15 protein-coding genes and 1 pseudogene are annotated in these 19,549 nt (G+C 39.8%); 11 read left to right on the top strand and 5 right to left on the bottom strand.

Annotated elements, in window-relative coordinates:
* Nucleotides 1-61: 61 nt before the first annotated feature.
* Nucleotides 62-1,348: a hypothetical protein gene (locus JG479_RS15425; protein ID WP_039490525.1), complete on the top strand. Its 1,287-nt coding sequence runs from the start codon at nucleotides 62-64 to the stop codon at nucleotides 1,346-1,348.
* Between the two features lie 95 nt (nucleotides 1,349-1,443).
* Here the strand turns inward: JG479_RS15425 and JG479_RS15420 are convergent.
* Nucleotides 1,444-1,584: pseudogene (locus tag JG479_RS15420) on the bottom strand (transcription elongation factor GreB); the annotation flags it as partial.
* A gap of 195 nt (nucleotides 1,585-1,779) precedes the next feature.
* Here JG479_RS15420 and ompR point away from each other — a divergent pair.
* Nucleotides 1,780-2,499, top strand: a complete 720-nt coding sequence (gene ompR, locus JG479_RS15415) for an osmolarity response regulator transcription factor OmpR (RefSeq protein ID WP_002959552.1) — start codon at nucleotides 1,780-1,782, stop codon at nucleotides 2,497-2,499.
* Between the two features lie 5 nt (nucleotides 2,500-2,504).
* Nucleotides 2,505-3,821: a two-component system sensor histidine kinase EnvZ gene (gene envZ / locus JG479_RS15410; protein ID WP_200219617.1), complete on the top strand. Its 1,317-nt coding sequence runs from the start codon at nucleotides 2,505-2,507 to the stop codon at nucleotides 3,819-3,821.
* Nucleotides 3,822-3,840: 19 nt separating this feature from the next.
* Here envZ and JG479_RS15405 read toward each other — a convergent pair whose 3' ends face one another.
* Entirely contained in the window at nucleotides 3,841-5,883 is a 2,043-nt protein-coding gene (locus JG479_RS15405) for a glycoside hydrolase family 97 protein (RefSeq protein ID WP_200219616.1), read from the bottom strand.
* Between the two features lie 158 nt (nucleotides 5,884-6,041).
* Here JG479_RS15405 and JG479_RS15400 point away from each other — a divergent pair, with 158 nt between their 5' ends.
* From JG479_RS15400 to JG479_RS15390, 3 genes are all read left to right on the top strand, one after another.
* Nucleotides 6,042-6,665 carry a plastocyanin gene (locus JG479_RS15400; RefSeq protein ID WP_039490518.1) on the top strand — a complete coding sequence of 208 codons (624 nt, stop codon included), beginning with the start codon at nucleotides 6,042-6,044 and terminating at the stop codon, nucleotides 6,663-6,665.
* Nucleotides 6,655-7,887 (top strand): hypothetical protein, encoded by a 1,233-nt coding sequence (locus tag JG479_RS15395; RefSeq protein WP_200219615.1) that lies wholly within the window; start codon nucleotides 6,655-6,657, stop codon nucleotides 7,885-7,887. The genes JG479_RS15400 and JG479_RS15395 overlap by 11 nt, the downstream gene beginning before the upstream one ends.
* Before the next feature lie 65 nt (nucleotides 7,888-7,952).
* Nucleotides 7,953-9,554 (top strand): methyl-accepting chemotaxis protein, encoded by a 1,602-nt coding sequence (locus tag JG479_RS15390; protein WP_200219614.1) that lies wholly within the window; start codon nucleotides 7,953-7,955, stop codon nucleotides 9,552-9,554.
* Nucleotides 9,555-9,734: 180 nt separating this feature from the next.
* Here JG479_RS15390 and speE read toward each other — a convergent pair whose 3' ends face one another.
* The gene (speE, locus tag JG479_RS15385) at nucleotides 9,735-10,598 is read right to left on the bottom strand and encodes a polyamine aminopropyltransferase (RefSeq protein WP_200219613.1); all 864 of its coding nucleotides are present in this window, start codon (nucleotides 10,596-10,598) and stop codon (nucleotides 9,735-9,737) included.
* A gap of 199 nt (nucleotides 10,599-10,797) precedes the next feature.
* On the opposite strand from speE, the gene speA reads away from it, so the two are divergent.
* From speA to JG479_RS15365, 4 genes are read left to right on the top strand one after another with little or no spacing between them, the layout of a single operon-like run.
* Nucleotides 10,798-12,678 carry a biosynthetic arginine decarboxylase gene (gene speA, locus JG479_RS15380; protein WP_002959544.1) on the top strand — a complete coding sequence of 627 codons (1,881 nt, stop codon included), beginning with the start codon at nucleotides 10,798-10,800 and terminating at the stop codon, nucleotides 12,676-12,678.
* Nucleotides 12,679-12,738: 60 nt separating this feature from the next.
* Nucleotides 12,739-13,617, top strand: coding sequence for an acyltransferase (locus JG479_RS15375; protein WP_002959542.1), 879 nt, complete (start codon nucleotides 12,739-12,741; stop codon nucleotides 13,615-13,617).
* A gap of 25 nt (nucleotides 13,618-13,642) precedes the next feature.
* Nucleotides 13,643-14,563 carry an acetyltransferase gene (locus JG479_RS15370; protein WP_200219612.1) on the top strand — a complete coding sequence of 307 codons (921 nt, stop codon included), beginning with the start codon at nucleotides 13,643-13,645 and terminating at the stop codon, nucleotides 14,561-14,563.
* A complete protein-coding gene (locus tag JG479_RS15365) occupies nucleotides 14,560-15,819 on the top strand; it encodes a mechanosensitive ion channel family protein (RefSeq protein ID WP_039490513.1) in 1,260 nt (419 codons plus the stop codon). Before JG479_RS15370 ends, JG479_RS15365 begins: the two co-directional genes overlap by 4 nt.
* Here JG479_RS15365 and chrA read toward each other — a convergent pair.
* Nucleotides 15,776-16,930, bottom strand: coding sequence for a chromate efflux transporter (gene chrA / locus JG479_RS15360; RefSeq protein WP_200220345.1), 1,155 nt, complete (start codon nucleotides 16,928-16,930; stop codon nucleotides 15,776-15,778). The genes JG479_RS15365 and chrA overlap by 44 nt on opposite strands.
* A gap of 190 nt (nucleotides 16,931-17,120) precedes the next feature.
* Between chrA and JG479_RS15355 the strand changes: the two genes are divergently transcribed.
* Nucleotides 17,121-17,753, top strand: coding sequence for an OmpA family protein (locus tag JG479_RS15355; RefSeq protein WP_002959537.1), 633 nt, complete (start codon nucleotides 17,121-17,123; stop codon nucleotides 17,751-17,753).
* Here the strand turns inward: JG479_RS15355 and JG479_RS15350 are convergent, their stop codons facing one another.
* Nucleotides 17,754-19,532: an ABC transporter transmembrane domain-containing protein gene (locus tag JG479_RS15350; protein WP_002959536.1), complete on the bottom strand. Its 1,779-nt coding sequence runs from the start codon at nucleotides 19,530-19,532 to the stop codon at nucleotides 17,754-17,756. It abuts the gene before it with no gap.
* Nucleotides 19,533-19,549 lie beyond the last annotated feature (17 nt).

Below are 19,549 nucleotides of genomic sequence, written 5' to 3'. Positions count from 1 at the left end.
TAATAAATTACTAATAAACTAATTGAAGCCAATTCTTTAGGCTTTCTTTGTCTGGAAAAAAATGAAAAATTACGCTTATATTTGTTATGAACAAGCGGTTAGTGAAGCTGAAGTTGAACTAATAAATCAATTTTGGGAATTAGAGAAAGGTGAGAATATTAAATTTGCAAATAATGCTCAAAATGTATTTAAAGAATTTAAAAGCAAACTAGATAAGCCTTTGTCAATAATAAAAAGTAAAAGTAGCTGTACCAATGTTCATTCAGCATTTAACTGCGATAGCTGCAATAAAAAAAAACTATTTTCTACTCGTAAAGAGTGCATTGAGCAGTTTGAGTCTGAGCGATATGTGTGTAAAAGTTGCCTTGTTGAGTGCTATTTAAAAGATGGAAAATTAACAATAGAAAAGTTAGGTGAGTATATTGAGCAGAGGCTAAAGTCTGAAAGTGCAATTTCTTGTTTAACATATATCGAAAAACTATATTTATTTCTTCTACTTACACGGTTTAATGATGGCAATAAGGCGCCGATTAAGCATCATTACGATGCTCATTCAGAAACTCTCGGTTGCGAAGAAGCAGAAAAAAGAATGATGAAAAGCTTAATTTCCAAAGGTTTTTTAGTCCGCATCACTGAGCATGACTTTAGGGAGGCTCAAGCTCAAGGTCGTGAATCTATAAGATCTTTTCTAGGCGCTTGTTTGCATCTATTTATTCGCAAAGATAATATTTTATCTGAATTGCCAACTTATTCGACTTCATTCATCAACTCCTTTGGATTGTACTTACGCTACTCTGAGGAATATAGCTCAGTTAGCGAATTAACTAAGAGGTTATATGATGATATTTGCGCTCGCAAAGTTAGTAAGAATGATGTAGAGGAGATTCAAGAATTATTGGAAAAAAATAGGATATACAACATCCTGTTGATTATAGAAGACGCTTGTTGTGACTTTAAAGTTACAGTGCAAAAATCACTCCGTTTTGGGAATCTTTTACAGTACCTTGCCAAAAATTATTCATTACCGATTATTAGCTATGTTGTATACAAAGAAGCAAGAAATTTAAGTGCATATTTATATAACAGAAATATCCCCAGTTACATATCTGATAAACTTTTAACAAAGAGAATAGAAGAGTATTTAGACTTAATAAAAAGAAAGAATTACTCTGCTGTTTACACTCGTAGATTGCCTGAAAATATTAGAGTATCAGAAATGGAGGCTTTTTTTTGTAGGGAATTTAATGAAGATTGCTTTAACTGGTTTCATTTAACAAATGAGGAGGTTTTGGACTCCTGGATATCAGGTGCAACAATTGAGTTTAATGTTCCATCTTTACTAAGTTGAAGAGTACATTAAAATAGTACTTGTACTATTTATAAGTTGTTGTTTTTAATGTGAACTTTGTATTCATAGTATGTTTTATGGGGTTATAAAGCTCGGTCTGCGTTCTCAGAGCGATCTCCGAGGCTGGCTGCCCAGCTAACTATTTTTGTTACTTCTGGACGTTTTACGTTCCATAGTTGATCGTGTTCTTGTTGTAATTGCAAGTAACCTTCGCGGGTAACTAAATTTGTTTTCATGGCCAATTCTTTATTAACTCTAATGGTGTGCACGTTATTAAATTTGCCAAAACTTGTCGAGCGTAAAATGTAATAAAGTACGAGTAAGGAAGCTTTGAAATGTTCAGTAACAATCTAAGCAAGTAATTAGTTTTTGATTATTAAGTTTTTCATTTATATTAACTAGTAATTGGATATAAAAATAAGAAAGAGATTATGGGACACGAGACCACAAAAGTATTAGTTGTTGATGACGATATGCGCTTACGCAGTTTGCTTGAACGTTACTTAGTAGAGCAAGGCTTTATTGTTAGAACCGCAGGAAACTCGGAGCAAATGGATAGACTCCTAGAGCGAGAAAACTTTCACTTAATGGTTCTCGATTTAATGCTCCCAGGCGAGGATGGCTTATCTATTTGCCGCCGACTACGCCAAAAAGAAAATGAAATTCCTATTGTTATGCTTACAGCAAAGGGCGACGAAGTCGACCGTATTATTGGCCTTGAACTTGGCGCTGACGATTACATTCCAAAACCATTTAATCCACGTGAGCTACTTGCTCGCATAAAAGCAATTTTACGCCGCCGCGCAAAAGAAGTGCCAGGTGCTCCAGCTGCTGAAGAAAACTTAATCGCTTTTGGTAAATTTACGCTTAATTTAGCAACGCGCGAAATGAGTGAAGGGGATAAAACAATATCGCTTACCAGTGGTGAGTTTGCAGTGCTTAAAGCGCTTGTTTCGCATCCGCGTGAGCCACTTAGCCGCGATAAGCTAATGAACTTAGCGCGTGGGCGTGATTACAGTGCGCTTGAGCGAAGTATTGATGTGCAAGTGTCGCGACTTCGCCGCATGATTGAAGTAGATGCTGCTAATCCGCGATATATTCAAACCGTTTGGGGTTTGGGGTATGTGTTTGTTCCCGATGGTGAAAAGTAATATTTATGGGCATGTTTCCGCGCAGTGCTTTTGGGCAAACTGTTTTTTTAGTGGCGGCTTTGTTGCTAATAAATCAAATAGTGTCTTATGTTACGGTTAGTTTTTATGTTGTAAAGCCAACTATTGAGCAAGTTAACTTGATGCTTGCTAAGCAAATTAAAACGGTATTTATTGACTGGGAAGATGGCGTTGAAATAAACGACGAAGTATCTGCGAAGTTTTTTGAAATTACCGGCATTGAAGTGATGACTCAGCGCGAAGCAATGCGTCAAGGACTTGGGCAAAGCCGCGAATATTCTATGCTATCGCGTAGCATGACTGAGCAACTTGGTGGTTATTCTCGTGTACGTATTAGCCAAACTGATCCATTGATTTATTGGGTGGAAGCACCGCAAGCGCCAGGTTATTGGGTAAAAGTACCGCTTAAAGGTTTTAAAGAGAATAACTTAGAGTTTTTAACTTTTTACTTATCAAGTATTGGCTTTTTAAGTGTGCTGGGTGGGTGGTTGTTTGCAAGGCACCTTAATAGGCCATTAAAAGCACTGCAACAAGCTGCAGTGAAAGTAGGTAAAGGCGATTTTTCTACCAAATTAGAAGAAGAAGGCTCAACAGAAGTAATAGAAGTAACGCGCGCGTTTAATCAAATGTCGCGCGGAATTGCCGCACTTGAAAACGACCGCCGTTTACTAATGGCTGGTGTATCGCATGATTTACGTACGCCGCTTACGCGTATCCGTTTAGCCACCGAAATGATGGTTGATGAAGATGACTATCTTCGTGAAGGTATTATTTACGATATAGAAGATATGAACGGGATTATCGATCAGTTTATTGAGTATTTACGCCACCATAAACGTGAAGAACTAAGCTGCGAAGATATAAATGCTTTAGTTGCCGAGGTTGTTAATTCTGAGCTTCAGCATCAACGTACTATTACGTTTAAAAGTAATCCAAATATAGGCAATATACCCTTAAGCTCTGTGGCTATTAAACGTGTAATTACCAACATGATTGGTAATGCGCTGCGTTATTCTGAGGGCGATATTGAAGTACTTAGTTACTTTAATTCAAACAAAAAATATGTAGTTATCGTTGTAAACGATAGTGGTCCTGGGATCCCTGAAAACGAATTAGAGTCTGTGTTTGAGCCCTTTAAGCAAGGCGATGCTGCACGTGGCAGTGAAGGTAGTGGCTTAGGCCTTGCCATTATTAAACGCATTGTTGATATGCACGACGGTAAAGTAAAACTAGAAAACCGCCCAGAAGGCGGTTTAAGTGCACAAGTATATTTGCCAATCAAGGTATCAACCCCTGCACAATAAATGCAGGGGTTTTATTGTATTAAAGTGCTTTAAAACGAATAGCTGTACCGCCACTAGTGGCTAATTTAAGCGTTAGTTTATCGCTTGCAGTTACAATACGTTTTTCGATAGCTAGATCGTACGGATTGTTTTTCCACTCTGCGTTTTTACCATCTTTATAAATTTGTGCTTCAAACTTTTTGCCTTGCTCTAAAAAGTCGAGTTTCACCTCAATAGTTCTGGCTTTCTCGTCAGTAACAGCACCTAGGTACCAATCATTTCCTGAGTATTTAGTGCTTTTACGTTCTTTACGGGCAAATACAATAAAGTCGCCTACTTCGCCATCAAGGGCAATACTTTGCTGCCAATCTGTTGGTACGTCTTGAATAAATTGAAATGCGTCGGGCTTAGCCAAATAGTTTTTAGGTAAGTCGGCAGCCATTTGAATTGGGCTATACAACACAACATAAAGTGCAAGTTGTTTGGCAAGTGTAGTTTGTGGGCGGTTTGTATCGCCTCCTAAACCATTAAAGCTCATATCAAAAATACCTGGCGTAAAGTCCATAGGGCCAGAGAGCATGCGGGTAAAGGCAAGCATTGGTACGTGTTCTGGTGGGTTAGGAGGCGAACCCCATGCATTATATTCTTGCCCGCGTGCACCTTCGCGCGCGATCCAGTTTGGGTAAGTACGGCGCAGGCCTGTATCTTTAATTGGCTCGTGAGTATTAATGCTAATTTTATGCTTAGCCGCAAGCTTTACGTTATGAAGGTATTCGTTAACCATAAATTGGCCGTCATGCCATTCATGGCGAGCAATACCGTTTTTGTCTATACGTTTTATATTTCCGCCATCGGCTACATAACCTGTTTTTACTTGGCTTACGTTTGATTTTTCGTAAAGGGCAAAAGCATCTTCCATTTGGTCACGGTAGTTGCTTACATTGCCTGATGTTTCATGGTGGCCAATGAGCTGTACGCCTTTTTCTTTGCCGTATTGAGCAAGCGCTGCTATATCAAAGTCGTCGTACGGTTTGGTAAAGTTAAATACATCGCCATTAAAATACCAATCGCCATCCCAACCAATATTCCAGCCTTCAACGAGTACGCCATCAAAACCATACTGCGCTGCAAAATCCATATAGTATTTTGTGGTTCGCGTAGTGGCGCCGTGTTTTTTACCGCTACCCCAAGTTTGTGTATTTATATGCATACCCCACCAAATACCGACATATTTACCAGGCTTAACCCACGACACGTCACCGAGTTTATTAGGCTCGTTTAGGTTTAGTATTATATCTGAATTAACTAAGCCAACAGCGCTGTCGGCTATTTGAATGGTGCGCCATGGCGTTTTAAAAGCACCTTGTTTTTTAACGGCAACACCATCTGACCACGGCGTTAAATCGGCAGTGAACGTACCAGAGCGGCGTTGATTAAGTACCATGCCTGCGTAATCAACAAGAGCGGCTTCATGAATACTAATATGAGTACCGTCACTTGTTTTAAACGTAAATGGTGTGTGAGCTAGTGGAGCTTCGTTAAGCGCGGTGGTGTTATAAACATATTCGTAGCGGTTCCAGCCACGAGCAGGTATCCACCATGCTGTTGCATCATGGCTATTGTTTATTGCAAATTCAGTTAACTCTTTGGTTATTTCTGTATGTTCGAAGCCAGTTTGTTGTGGTACTTCGTATCTAAAACCTACACCACTATCAAATGCTTTAAATCGAATAGTGTAGGTGCCTTTATTTGGCTCGTTTTTTGTAAAGGTAACGGCTACTTCGTTATATTCGTCAACAACGTTTTGGCGTTCGCCCCAAGGTTGTTGCCACTGCGAGTTAACGCTTTGTTGTTCAATGCTTTTAATTTTAAAGCCGTCGCTAAAAGCTGCTTGTGTTTTAAATTCAAACCCCAGTAAAGATTTGTTTATAACCGCTTTGTTTTTAAATTTTATTGCGTAGCTTGGCGTGTTGTTTTCGTCAGAGATGCTTACTGTTATTTGTGTGTCTGGCGATTTTAGCTCTACGGTTTGTCCGTAGCTATTACTAGCAAAGGCTAAAAGCACAAGTGCAGGGATTCTCATGGTGTGTCCTTAGATGAGTCGGTGGTGACATTTAAGGATAATGACTGTTGATGATTAATACGACTGCCTACATACGTATTCAATGTTTTAAAAAATAGAAAGAATTTGGTGGCTTAATCGGTCTATAATGTAAACAAATTGATAATAGCGACAAGAAAATGATAAAAAGCTTACTTTGTGTATTTTTACTAAGTGTTAGTACTGGAGTTTTTGCAGCAAATATTACAATTAAAAATGCTAATAATGACCCATTACCTAATGCTGTTGTGTGGTTAACTGCAGGTGATTCCTCTAGCGTTATTCCTCCAGAAGCACCTTATGCGATGACCCAGCAAAATCGAGAATTTAAGCCGCGTATTTTAGTTGTCCCACAAAATGCAAAGGTAGAGTTTCCGAATGCGGACTCAATCATGCATCACGTTTATTCATTTTCTAAAGCTAAAACATTTGAATTAAAGCTATATAAGGAGCATCCAAAAGCGCCCATTACTTTTGATCAAACAGGTGTTGTTGAGCTTGGCTGTAATATTCATGATTGGATGTTAGGTTATATTGTGGTGGTCGATAGTACTATTTTTGCAATCACTGATGAAAATGGTCATGTTGATTTAAATGCCAATGTAGGCGAATACACGTTAAGTGTTTGGCATTCTGGGTTTAGTGATATTAGTAAGGTTGAATCTCAAACTATTACTGTGGCTACTAACCCGATCACTTATAAAGTAAAGCAGGAAATTGCGGAGCAAATTGACTTTGCTACGGATGAATTTGATGACTATTAATCGCTTAATGAGGCTGGCATTTTTAGCCGGTGCTTTATGTTTTAGTAATGAATTGTATGCACAAGTAAAAGGCTTGATACAAATTAGAGCCGTGCAGGGGGACGATATACGTAGCTTCCAAGAGGGCGGCCTTGGGCTATATCGGCACGATACTAAAAGCGACGAACTTATTTTATCCCAAGGTATTTTAGATTTTAATGTTGATTTAGCATCTAGTTGGTCGGCTCATGGGGTGTTAAATGCGAATCAAGATCCTGATGTTGGCCTTGGTTTTACACAGGCTTATATAAAGTATCAGCCGCTATCTAACAGCAACTATAAATGGCACATGCGCGTGGGGGGCTTTTACCCACTTATGTCGCTTGAAAATCCTGATATAGGGTGGACATCTCCTTATAACTATACAAACTCAGCTATTAATAGCTGGATAGGCGAGGAAGTACGCACTGTTGGCGCAGAGGTAACTATTAAGCGCCCAGCAAAACGTTTCAACAGCGCTCATAGCTTTAGTTTTGTAGGTGCTACATTTAAAGGCAATGATCCTGCAGGTACTTTGCTTGCGTGGCGTGGTTTTGCATTACACGATAGGCAAACTACATTTAACGAAAGTGTTAAATTTGCGCCTGTAGCGGCATTAAATGCGTATGAATTACGCTGGCAAGCTAACCAGGTTTTACCGTTTGAAGAAGTAGACGGGCGTTTTGGCTATTACGCTGGCGTACATTGGGATTACTTTAAAAAATCACAATTTCGAATTTATTATTACAACAATAATGGCGACCCAACCACGCTTAATATTAGTACAGGGCAGTATGCTTGGGATACTCGCTTTACAAGCGCCGCTTGGCTTTATAAGTTTAACAGTAAAACCCGCTTTATAGCACAGGTGCTCAATGGTAAAACCGAAATGGGCGCTAATGCTTTAATAGATAATGCCTTTTACAGCCATTATTTAATGTTAAGCCATAAAGAAGGCAAGCATCGAGTTTCTGTACGCTACGATTACTTTAAAGTGACAGATAACGACACCACTGCGTTTGATCCTAATGCAAGCAATGGGGAAGGTTTAACCGCAACATGGCGCTACCAGCTCACTAATAAACTACAAATAGGGGTTGAAGGTTCTGCACTTAAAAGTGTTGCAAAAAATAGAGAGCCAATTGGATTTAATGAACGAATCTCGCAGCAGCAAATAATGCTAAACGCTCAATGGCGATTTTAGGTTTTATAAACTAGATTTATTATCAAAAAGGTAGGTATTAAATGTGATTTTTTTTGGAGTAAGTAATGAATTTGAATAGTATCCGCGTCAAAGTCTCTTTTCCTATTGTTATTTTAGGTATTGCTATCTTGTCGTTAATTATTGGGTATTCATACTTAATTAACTTACAAAAAAATGCATTAGATGTGCAATCCGATAAATTTATTAAGGCTGTGTCTCTTGCTTTGAGTGCCGACAGGGATTTGTATCAAGCAAAGGTTGCTGAGTTAAATTTAGCCGCACATAACGACAATAAAGAAGTTTATTTGCAAGAGCATAAAGAAAATGCTGAGCAAGTAACGCAAAGGTTAGAGCAGTACTTAGCTTTGTTATCGGATTATCCAAAAGCTATAAATGGGCTTCGCGGTTTTGATGGTGCTTATAATACTTGGTTAAACGCTTCACTGGCCTATATGAATGATAAAACAAATCTAAAAAAACAGTCTCAATCAGAAAAAGCATTTGACGAATTAAGATCTACGCTTGATCAAGCTGGTGAATTAGCAGAGCAAACATCGGTTGAAGAAGTTAAAAAACTATCAGACACAATTGCTTCAACTAAGTTAACTATGCTTATTTTTGTCATATTAATTTTATTAGTGGCGTGTTGGTTTAGTTACCTTATTCCTAAGCAATTAACACAGCAAATTAACTATGTAACTTCTCGTATTAACGATATAGCCTCTGGTGATGGCGATTTAACTGGCAGGATCGCTATAACGTCTAAAGATGAGTTTTCTGAACTTGCAACGCAGTTCAATCGTTTTCTCGACAACTTACAGCAATTAATTCGCGATATTTTAGAGCAATCAAAAGAGCTAAGTGAATTAGGAGGTGAGTTAAGTCAGGTTGCAAATAAAAACAATGCTGTAAATCAAACGCTCAGCCAAGCCTCTGAGTCAATAGTAAGTGCAGTGCATGAGATGAGCGTAGCAAGTAGAGAAGTTGCAGGTGTTGCTCAGCAATCATCAACAGAAGCTGATAAATCGTTAAATTTAGCTCAGCAAGGACTAACAGCGGTTGCGCACTCTAGTTCTCGTATTATTTCTTTGTCGCAAAATATGGAGCAAGCTATGGCGCGCTCTACAGAACTACAACAAAGTTCTGATAACATTGCCAAAGTACTTGAGGTTATTCGTGCAATTGCAGAGCAAACAAATCTGCTGGCGCTTAATGCTGCTATTGAAGCCGCGCGAGCTGGTGAATATGGCAGAGGTTTTGCTGTGGTAGCAGATGAAGTAAGAACATTGGCTACACGCACGCAAGTAAGCACAAACGATATTCAAAAAATGATAGAGCAATTTGCAACGAGCGTAGAACAATCAATTAAAGCGATAGATGAAGGTAAGCAATTTGCAGATGATGCGGTTGGCTCGTTTAGTCAAACTAATGATGTGCTTAATGCAATGCAAAGCTCGTCTACTAAAGTAAATGATATGGCGATGCAAACAGCGCAAGCGACTGAAGAGCAGACAACGGTTGCAGATGAAATAAGTCAAAACCTATCATCATTAAACGATCAAACTTTAGAAGGGGGGGCGCTTGCTCGAACTACTGAGGATGTATCTAAAAAAATGGAACAATTGACTGATGAGCTAAATCACTTAGTACATCGATTTAAAGTTTAAATAAGCTGATTATTTGGTTAGATAGCTCTTTAAGGTTTTAAAATATAACTGTACTTATGTTGTTTGTTAGCTCGAGTTCAGTTTGAATAGTCATTATAAATATAAAAAGGGACTTTAAAAGTCCCTTTTTTAATGCAATTTTAACCTTGAGAAGTCAACAAAGCCTAATGTGAGTTAGTATTATTTTTTATCAAAAGCGCGTTTCATGTAGTTAGGTGTAGCGAGTGCACCATGATGAATACCGCTGTTGTAGTATTCACTTTGCTCAGCTATTTGTGCTGCGCCGTCTTCTCTAAAACCGTCAAATGCTTGTGATTTACGTGCAAGTGTTACCGACCATAAACCGCTTGGGTAAATTGGTTGCGGGAATGGCAGTGTTTGTAAATCGTTAAAGCCTACGCTTAGCATTGCTTCGCGCATTTCAACTAATAATGGCATATGCATAAGAGGTGATTCGCTTTGTTGTACTAAAATACCACCTGGGCGCAGTGCATCTAAACAGCTTGTGTAAAACGCATGATTAAATAAACCTTCACCTGGACCCACCGGATCTGTGCCATCAACAATAACCACGTCGATAGATTCGCCAGCGGCTTCGCGCATGTATTTAATACCGTCGTCAAACATAACCGTTGCACGGGCGTCGTTGTTAGATTCACAAAGCTCTGGGAAGTATTTTAACGACATTTGCGTTACTACTTCGTCTATATCTATTTGCGTTACAGTTTCTACGCCTGGGTGTTTTAATACTTCGCGTAAAGTACCGCAGTCGCCGCCGCCAATAATAACGACGTTTTTAGGGTTTGGGTGCGCTAAAAGTGCAGGGTGGCTGATCATCTCATGATAAAAGAAGTTTTCGCGGGTTGTTACCATAGTACACCCGTCGATGATCATTAAATTACCAAAGTCTGTGGTTTCAAACATTTCTACCTTTTGAAAAGGAGACTGTTTTTCATCTAACTTTTTATTAATACATAATGAAAATGCGCTGCCATCGCGGTCGCTAATTTCAGTAAACCACTTACTTTGATCTAAATTTGCCATAGTTACTATTACACTTTTTTAGGTTGAGTATGAAAAAGGGGCAATTCTGCCAGTGCTTGGCGTTTTGCTCAATGACATTTTAACTGATTTGACGAATAAAGTTAGTTAGGAGTGAGTGAAAGTTCAATTTTTGTTAGCCTAGTGGATAGTGACGTATTAAAATGCGCCTTTATACCTAATTGACTAAAGAAGAGTTGCCATGACCTGGGGTTTAGAAACAGCACGCGCCACTTATAACGTTGCTCATTGGAGTGATGGTTATTTTGATATTAACGCACAAGGCGAACTGGTGGCTTACCCAGATGGCGACCAAACAAAACCGGCCATTTCTTTAACGCAATTAACTGAGCAGTTTAAGCAACAAGGTTTAACGCTGCCGGTTTTAGTACGCTTTACCGATATTTTAAAAAATCGTGTAGACACCCTTACTAACGCGTTTACGCAAGCGCGAGCAAATCGTGAATATAACGGAAAATACACCTGTGTTTACCCAATTAAAGTAAATCAGCAGCGCTCCGTAGTAAGTAAGCTATTAGCGCATCCAAGCGGGCTTGTTGGCCTAGAAGCAGGCTCAAAGCCAGAACTTATGGCTATTTTGGGTGTAGCAAAAGAGCCAATCACAATAGTGTGTAACGGCTATAAAGACAGTGAGTTTTTACGCTTAGCGTGTATTGGTCAAGCAATGGGCCACAGCGTAAAAATTGTGGTAGAAAAGCTTTCAGAACTGACCACACTACTTGAAGAAATAGACAACCTAGGCATTGAACCTGCTATTGGTATTCGTATTCGCCTAAACTCAGTAGGCAAAGGCAAGTGGCAAAACACCGGCGGCGAAAAAGGCAAGTTTGGTTTAACAGCAGGCCAAGTATTAAGTGCTGTTGAAGTGCTTAAAAAGCATAATAAGCTGCACTTAATGCAAATGGTGCATTTTCATATTGGTTCTCAAATCGCCAATATTCGTGATATTCACCGTGCTTTACGTGAATGCGCACGCCACTTTGCTGAGCTTACACAATTAAACGTACCGTTAAACACCGTTGATGTAGGCGGCGGCTTAGGCGTTGATTACGAGGGCTCTGGCTCGCGCAGTGCGTGTTCAATGAACTACACAGTAGAAGAGTACGCGCGTAATGTAGTAAATGCATTTGCAGAGGTGTGCGATCAGCATAACCTTACGCATCCGGCCATTATCACCGAATCGGGGCGTGCTTTAACCGCTCACCATGCGGTATTAATTACCGATGTAATTGACGTAGAAAAAGCGCCCAATCATTTAAATCCAGAGCCACCGCTTGAAAATAGCGCGTTAGTGCTTGATGAAATGTGGCAGTGTTTGCAGCGTTTAAACCCGCGTATGGCACTTGAGATTTATCATGACGCTATGCACTTATTTAGCGAAGCGCACGATCAGTACGTGCATGGCTTAGTAAGCATGCTAGAGTGGGCGAAAATAGAGCAGCTTTACTTTACTATTTTACATCGTGTACGTGCATCGCTTAGTAATAACGCGCGCGCGCACCGTGAAGTCCTCGACGATTTAAACGAAAAGCTTGCCGATAAACTCTTTGTTAACTTTTCATTATTTCAGTCATTGCCTGATGTATGGGGTATTCAGCAGTTGTTTCCTGTTATGCCAATCGAAAACTTAACTCAACCATTGACTCAGCGCGCGATTATTCAAGATATTACCTGTGACTCTGACGGGCAAATCCGTGAATACGTTGAAGGCGCTGGTATCGAAACCAGTCTACCAATACCAGAATATAAGCACGGCGAGCAATACCACATTGCTATGTTTATGGTGGGTGCATATCAAGAAATTTTAGGCGATTTACACAACTTATTCGGTGACACTGATTCAGTGCATGTAGAGCTTAATGATGAAGGTTATGTGTTAACCAATGCCATAAAAGGTGATAGCGTTAAGGATGTATTAAAGTTTGTTGACTATGATAGCGCCATTTTAGCTGACAACTTTGCGTACCAAGTTAATAAACTTGATGTATCAGCGCAGTGTAAAGAAGGTTATTTAGCTGAGCTTAATGCAGGCCTTGAAGGCTATACCTATTTTGAAGATTAATTTGTAAGCAACTGAAAGCGCAGTATTAGTGGCTGCGCAATGTTTAAAGGAATGGAAGTAATGTCAGTTATTCGCGGTGTATTTAGTATTATTTTTTACACAATAAACACACTTTTTTGGTTTGTGCCTATTTTTGTTTGTGGGCTTATAAAGCTTATACCTATTAAGCCTCTACAAAAGATTATGAGCTGGGCTGCAAAGAAATTTGCAACTATTTGGGTGACTTTTAATAGCTTAAATCAAAAGTTATTTACGCCAACTAAACTTAATGTAACTGGCCTTGAAGAACTTAAACTGAAGGATTGGTACCTAGTAATTGCAAATCACCAAAGCTGGGTCGATATTTTAGTATTGCAGCGCGTGTTTAACCGTAAAATTCCATTTTTAAACTTCTTTTTGAAAAAAGAGCTTATTTACGTGCCTATTCTAGGTTTGTGTTGGTGGGCGCTTGATTTTCCGTTTATGACCCGCACGAGTAAAAGCCAACTAAAAAAGAATCCAAAGCTGCGTGGCAAAGACTTAGAAACCACGCGTAAAGCCTGCGAAAAATTTAAAGAAATGCCAGTAAGTGTGGTTAACTTTGTAGAAGGCACTCGTTTTACTACACAAAAGCACGCGCGCCAAAATAGCCCGTTTCCACATTTATTAAAACCAAAAGCGGGCGGTATTGCCTTTGTAATGCAAGCAATGGGCGAGCAAATTACTAAAGTGGTTAACGTTACAATTCATTACCCTGATGGCATTCCTACATTCATGGATTTTGCAGGTGGTAAGGTAAAAAATATCAACGTACATGTGGATGTAAGGCCGGTAAGCGAAGAGCTTATTGGTGACTACACCGGCGATTCTGAATTTAGAGTGCGCTTTCAAAGCGAGCTAAATCGTTTATGGGAAAATAAAGAGCAAACATTACAATCGCTCGAAAAACATCCCAAATAAAAGGCAAAAATATGAGCTTACAGTTATGCTAAAAAAGTGGTTACCAAATTGGCTTAACGGCTTAATTGTGGGCTGCGTATTGTTTTCTAATGTAATGCTTTTTGGCTCACTAGTATTTGTACTAGGGCTTATTAAGTTATTACTGCCTTTGTCTGTTGTTAACTCTTTATTGCACAGCGCTTATCGAGGATGGTGTAATGGCAATCGGTTTGGCTTGTGGCTAGGTTGTCCTAATATTGTGGTTAATATAAGTGGCGATTTAAATTCAAAAAGTTGGTATTTACTTATATGTAATCACACGAGTTGGTTAGATATAACCGTGCTTAGCTCATTACATGCATTGCCAGCCCCTAAGTTTTTTTTAAAAGATGAATTAAAATACGTGCCTTTTATTGGCACTGGTGCGTGGGCTATGGGTATGCCGTTTATGAAACGGGTAAGCAAAGCACAGCTTGCTAAAAACCCAAAGTTGAAAGGGTTGGATGTAGAGCGCACAAAGCACAGCTGTCGCAATTTTCGTCACTATCCTACTACTATCGTTAATTTTGTTGAAGGCACACGCTTTACGCCAGCTAAGCATAATCTGCAGCAAAGTCCTTTTAAGCACTTATTAAAACCCAAAGCGGGTGGCATTGCTTTTGCGCTTGAAGTGCTAGCCAACCAATTTGATGCCATGCTAAATACAAGTTTAGTGTATAGCGGTAAAACAGATCACGTTTGTCGTAACTTACTCAAAGGCGAGCTAGATTCTATTTATGTTTCAATAGACGTAACGCCCATTAATGACAATATGCAGGGCAGCTATCAAACCGATGACGTATTTAAAGCTAATTTTCAACATTATGTGAATGAGCTATGGGTTGCGAAAGATCAGCAGCTTGCCGATATTTATGCTCAACAAGATTTACCTGAACCACAAATCAGTAAGGAAATTGAAACACTATGACCAACACCCACCTACAGGAGTTAATCGCTCCTTGGTTTGAAAAAGTACCCGATGCGGATTTTCTTAGTTCTATTACCGCAGTTTCAATAGGGATTTTTTCTTTATTAATTGTTTACTTATTTACTCGTAGGTTAATGTTACCAGGCATTCAAAAAGTGGTAACTAAGCTTTCGCCTCAACGTATTGGTTCGTTGTCGCCTATGCTTAATAAGCTTAATAGACGTATTGCAGGTATGCTTTGCAGCGTATTATTTTTGGCGACCTTTGACAGTGTTTATCCGGTTAATGAGCTGACCGCTGAAATTTTGAAAACGGTTGGCCAAGCTATACTAATTATTCATGTAGGTTTTATTTTTAGCAGTATTGTAAGTATTGCGGGTTCTATTTATAACCAATTGGAGTTTGCACGCGAAGTCCCTATTCAGGGCTTAATTCAGGTTGTTAAGCTAATCACCTTTATTGTGTGTGCTATTTTAATTGTAAGTATTTTCCTTGAGAAGTCACCCACTTATATTCTCTCTGGCTTTGGTGCTATTGCTGCTGTTACGTTATTAGTATTTAAAGACACTATTTTAGGCTTTGTAGCGAGTATTCAAATCGCAGCAAATCGCCTAGTAACCTATGGTGATTGGATTCAAGTAGAAAACTACGGCGCCGATGGTGAAGTAATTGATTTGGGTTTAAACACTGTGAAAGTTCGTAACTGGGATAACACCATAACAACTATTCCAACTTATATGCTAGTTGCGGGTTCGTTTAAAAACTGGCGCGGTATGCAAGAGTCGGGCGGTAGACGTATTAAACGTTCACTTAATATAGATATGCACAGTATTTGTTTAGTAAGTGATGAATTTAGAAAGCAAATAGATGCGGCTATTCCGCTGCATGACTATATCCGAGTGACGACATTACCCGCTCAAGTTTCTAATTTAGGGCTGTTTCGTCGTTATGCTGAGGGCTATTTAAAGCAGCACAGTAAAATTAATACGTCGCTTACGTTAATGGTACGAGAGCTACAACCAATGAACCACGGGTTACCGATTGAGTTTTATTGCTTTAGTGAAGACAAACGCTGGATTTCGTACGAGCATCTACAAGCCGAAATAATGGACCATTTACTTGCAGTATTGCCAGTGTTTGGGCTTAGGGCATATCAAAGTGTTAGTGGGCAATTAAGCCCTCCTAACGAGCAACAAACAGATAAGCCAACATTTAGAGTGATGGCAAATAGTGCTGCAAAAGACCCACAGCAATAAATAAAGCTAAGAGCCACCAAATAGGTGGCTTTTTAAATCGCAGCCATGCAAATGTAATTATTACTAACGCAACCTGCCAAAGGCTATGCACAGCCGATGTCCAAATTGGTGAATACAATGCGGCCGCTAAAAAACCGACTACCGCTGCATTAAGCGCCGCTATTGAACTTGCAAAACGTGGCTTACTTGCCAAATTAATCCAACTCTTCTGAAACGCCAGTATAAGTAAAAAACCAGGCATAAATATAAGCAGTGTAGCTATAAGGGCACCCACTAAAGGCTGCTCGGTAGTAAGTTGTGCGCCTAAGTAAGTAGCAATAGTAAACATTGGCCCTGGCACTGCCTGTGCACTCGCGTAAGCACTTAAAAACTGATCATCACTCAATGCTGGTACGCCAGCTTGAAGTACCGGCAGTACTACGTGTCCGCCGCCAAACACCATTGCACCCGCTTGGTAAAAAGGGGTAAACAAAGCAAACTCATGCCCTAGTGGAATAAAGCTAACCCCAAGTAAGAGCGCAAATAACCCCAGTGCAATCCAATTAATATTACTGTTTTTACTGCTAACATCGTCTGCTACTGTGCCAAGTTTTAATAAAGGCCATATAGCACCTACTGTTGCAGCAGTGATTAAAATCGCTATTTGAGTTCCCATCATTGGAAATAACACCAAGGCAAGTGTACTCATTATCGCAAGTAACTTAAGCGCAGCACTTGTACAAAAGCTTTTAGCCATACTAAGTGTTGCATCCGCGACTATAACAACGGCAAATAACTTTAAGCCTGCAATAATTGCAAAGTAAACAGCGTCAAACTGATGGGCACTAACCGCAAGCAGCACCATTATTAAAAACGAAGGCAAGGTAAAGCCTACAAAAGCAGCTATACCACCCAGTACTCCTGCACGCTCAACACCAATAGCAAAACTAACTTGGCTAGAGCCTGGCCCTGGTAATGCTTGGCTTAAACTAATAAGTTGTGCGTAACGGGTGTTAGTTAGCCAATTTAACGAGTCTACAAAGTGGCGCTTAAAATAGCCTAAATGCGCAGCGGGGCCACCAAAACTCATGCACCCTAGTAAAAAAAATTGTCTAAAAATAGCAATTAACATTGCGCCAATATCCTTTGTAAAATTCATTAAATTGTCACAGCGTAGTATGACATTTTTATTAAAACGACACATTAGTTTGAGGTCTGTTTAACAATCAAGCAAGATGCGCTGCTTTTAACACTCTCTTCATAGTTTGTTCATACATGTATTTGCATACTCTTGCTAAATTCTTAATGAATAGGGTATCACCATGACTTTAACTAAATCACTCTTAAGCGTAACCGTAGTAGCTGTATTACTTTCTGGTTGTGAAATGAATAACACCGGCAAAGGTGCGGCTATTGGCGCAGCAGCGGGTGGCGTATTAGGTAAAGCAACAAGTAACCATAAAGATAAGCGTATTTTTATAGGCGCTGCTATCGGCGCACTAGCTGGCGCTGCAGTGGGTAACTACATGGATAAGCAAGAAGAAGCATTTCGTGATGAACTTGCAGGCTCTGGTGTTGAAGTTGTACGTGAGGGCGATAACTTACGTTTAGTTATGCCATCTAATATTACGTTTGCGACCGACCAATCTTATATTTCGTCTGGCTTTAACGATACCTTAGATGCTATTGCTAAAGTGATGAACAAATACGAAAAAACGTACCTAAGTATTGAAGGCCACACAGATAGCACAGGTAAAGACAGCTACAACATGAACCTATCGCGTGAACGTGCTCAAAGCGTTAAAAACTACTTAGTGAACCAGCAAATCATGGCTGAGCGTGTAAGTACTATGGGTTATGGCGAAACACGTCCAATTGCGACTAACGATAGTGCAAATGGCCGTGCTCAAAACCGCCGTGTAGAAATTCAAATAGTACCAAACACTGAAGAATAATTAGTCTTTATTAAACTGTAATTCACACAGTTTTTGATACAACGGGTTACTTGCTACTAATTCTTGGTGGGTACCCGTTGCTATAATCTCTCCATTTTCCATTACCACAATCACATCGGCATGTTTAACCGTTGCCAGCCTATGGGCAATAATAAGCGTGGTGCGGTTTTGCATTAAATGCTCAAGCGCAGCTTGCACGTGGTGCTCACTTTGCGCATCGAGTGCACTGGTTGCTTCATCTAAAAGCAGTATTTCAGGATCTTTTAAAATAGCGCGTGCCAATACAATACGCTGCTTTTGCCCACCCGATAACCTCACACCTTGCTCACCTAAAAAACTGTTATAACCTTGCGGTAATTGTTTAATAAATTCATCTGCATGGGCATGTTTGGCAGCGGCATATACTTGCTCGTCACTTGCATTTGGGTTGCCGTAGCGAATGTTATGCATTACATCGGAGCTAAACAAGATAGGGTTTTGCGCGACCATACCCATTTTACCTCTGAGTGTATTAAGCGATAATTCTTTAATGTTTATATCTTTAAATTTAATGGCTCCGCTAGCCGGATCGTAAAAGCGCTGTAGCAATTCAAATAAGGTTGTTTTACCTGCACCAGAAGGGCCAACAATAGCCACAGTTTGGCCTTGAAGTATATTTAAACTTATTTTATTAAGTGCGCTTACGTCTGGGCGAGAAGGGTAGTTAAAGCTTATATTCTCAAGCGTAATAGCAGGGCTGTTACTATTTTTTAGTAAGTTACTATCTTGTGGATTTAGTGGGTTTTCTATCTCACTTTTAACAGCAAGTAACTCAAGTAATCTTGCAGCTGCGCCTGCTGCGCGTTGTAGTTCGCCATATACTTCAGCAACGGTTGCCACCGACATTGCCACCATAATAGCGTAAAACACAAAGGCTCCTAGCTCACCGCCAGTCATGGTACCTGCTAATACGTCGCTGCCGCCGACCCACAGCATTGCGCTAATAGCACTAAAAGTTAAAAATATTACCGCTGCAATTAAAAACGAGCGTTGTTTAATGCGGCTTTTAGCCACATTAAAGGCTTTTTCGGTTTCAAGTGCAAAAGCGTGCTGCTCTTGTTCTTCGTGGCTATAGCTTTGCACTACTTTAATATTTTGAATGATCTCGCCGGCATAGGTGCTTATATCGGCTATGGCATCTTGGCTGGAGCTTGCAAGTTTGCGCACCTTTTTACCAAATACCATCATAGGAACAAGTACCAACGGCACACAAGCAACAACCACTAAAGTAAGTTTTAAATTAGTAAACAACAGCATGGCAAGTCCACCAACCAGCATAAGTACACTGCGCAGCGCCATAGAAAATGATGAACCAATAATTGATTGCAGTAATGTTGTGTCGGTTGTTAAACGCGACATAAGCTCGCCACTGCGGTTTTCTTCAAAGTAGCTAGGGTGTAGCGTAACAATACGATTAAACACGGCTTTGCGAATATCGTTACTGACTCGCTCGCCAATCCACGACATTAAATAAAAGCGGCTAAAGGTGCCCACGGCCAATAAACTAATTAAACCAATAAGCACTAATACAGCTTGTTGTAACTGATCTTTAGAGCCAGCTATAAAGCCATGATCTATGACAAATTTAACCCCTTGCCCTAATGATAAGTTAACACCAGCGGTTACTAAAAGGGCAGCAAGCGCCGCTACTACCATCCATTTATACGGTTTAATAAAAGCAAAAATAGGTAATAAACTACTAAAAGCGGCTTTTTCGGGCTTAGGGCTTGTTTTTGACATAGTGGATTCTTTTTAAA

This window comes from Pseudoalteromonas sp. LC2018020214 (genome assembly GCF_016598755.1).
Classification (GTDB): Bacteria; Pseudomonadota; Gammaproteobacteria; order Enterobacterales; family Alteromonadaceae; genus Pseudoalteromonas; species Pseudoalteromonas distincta.
The sequence above is the reverse complement of the archived record's forward strand: the minus strand, read 5'-3'. Positions and strand labels throughout refer to the sequence as shown.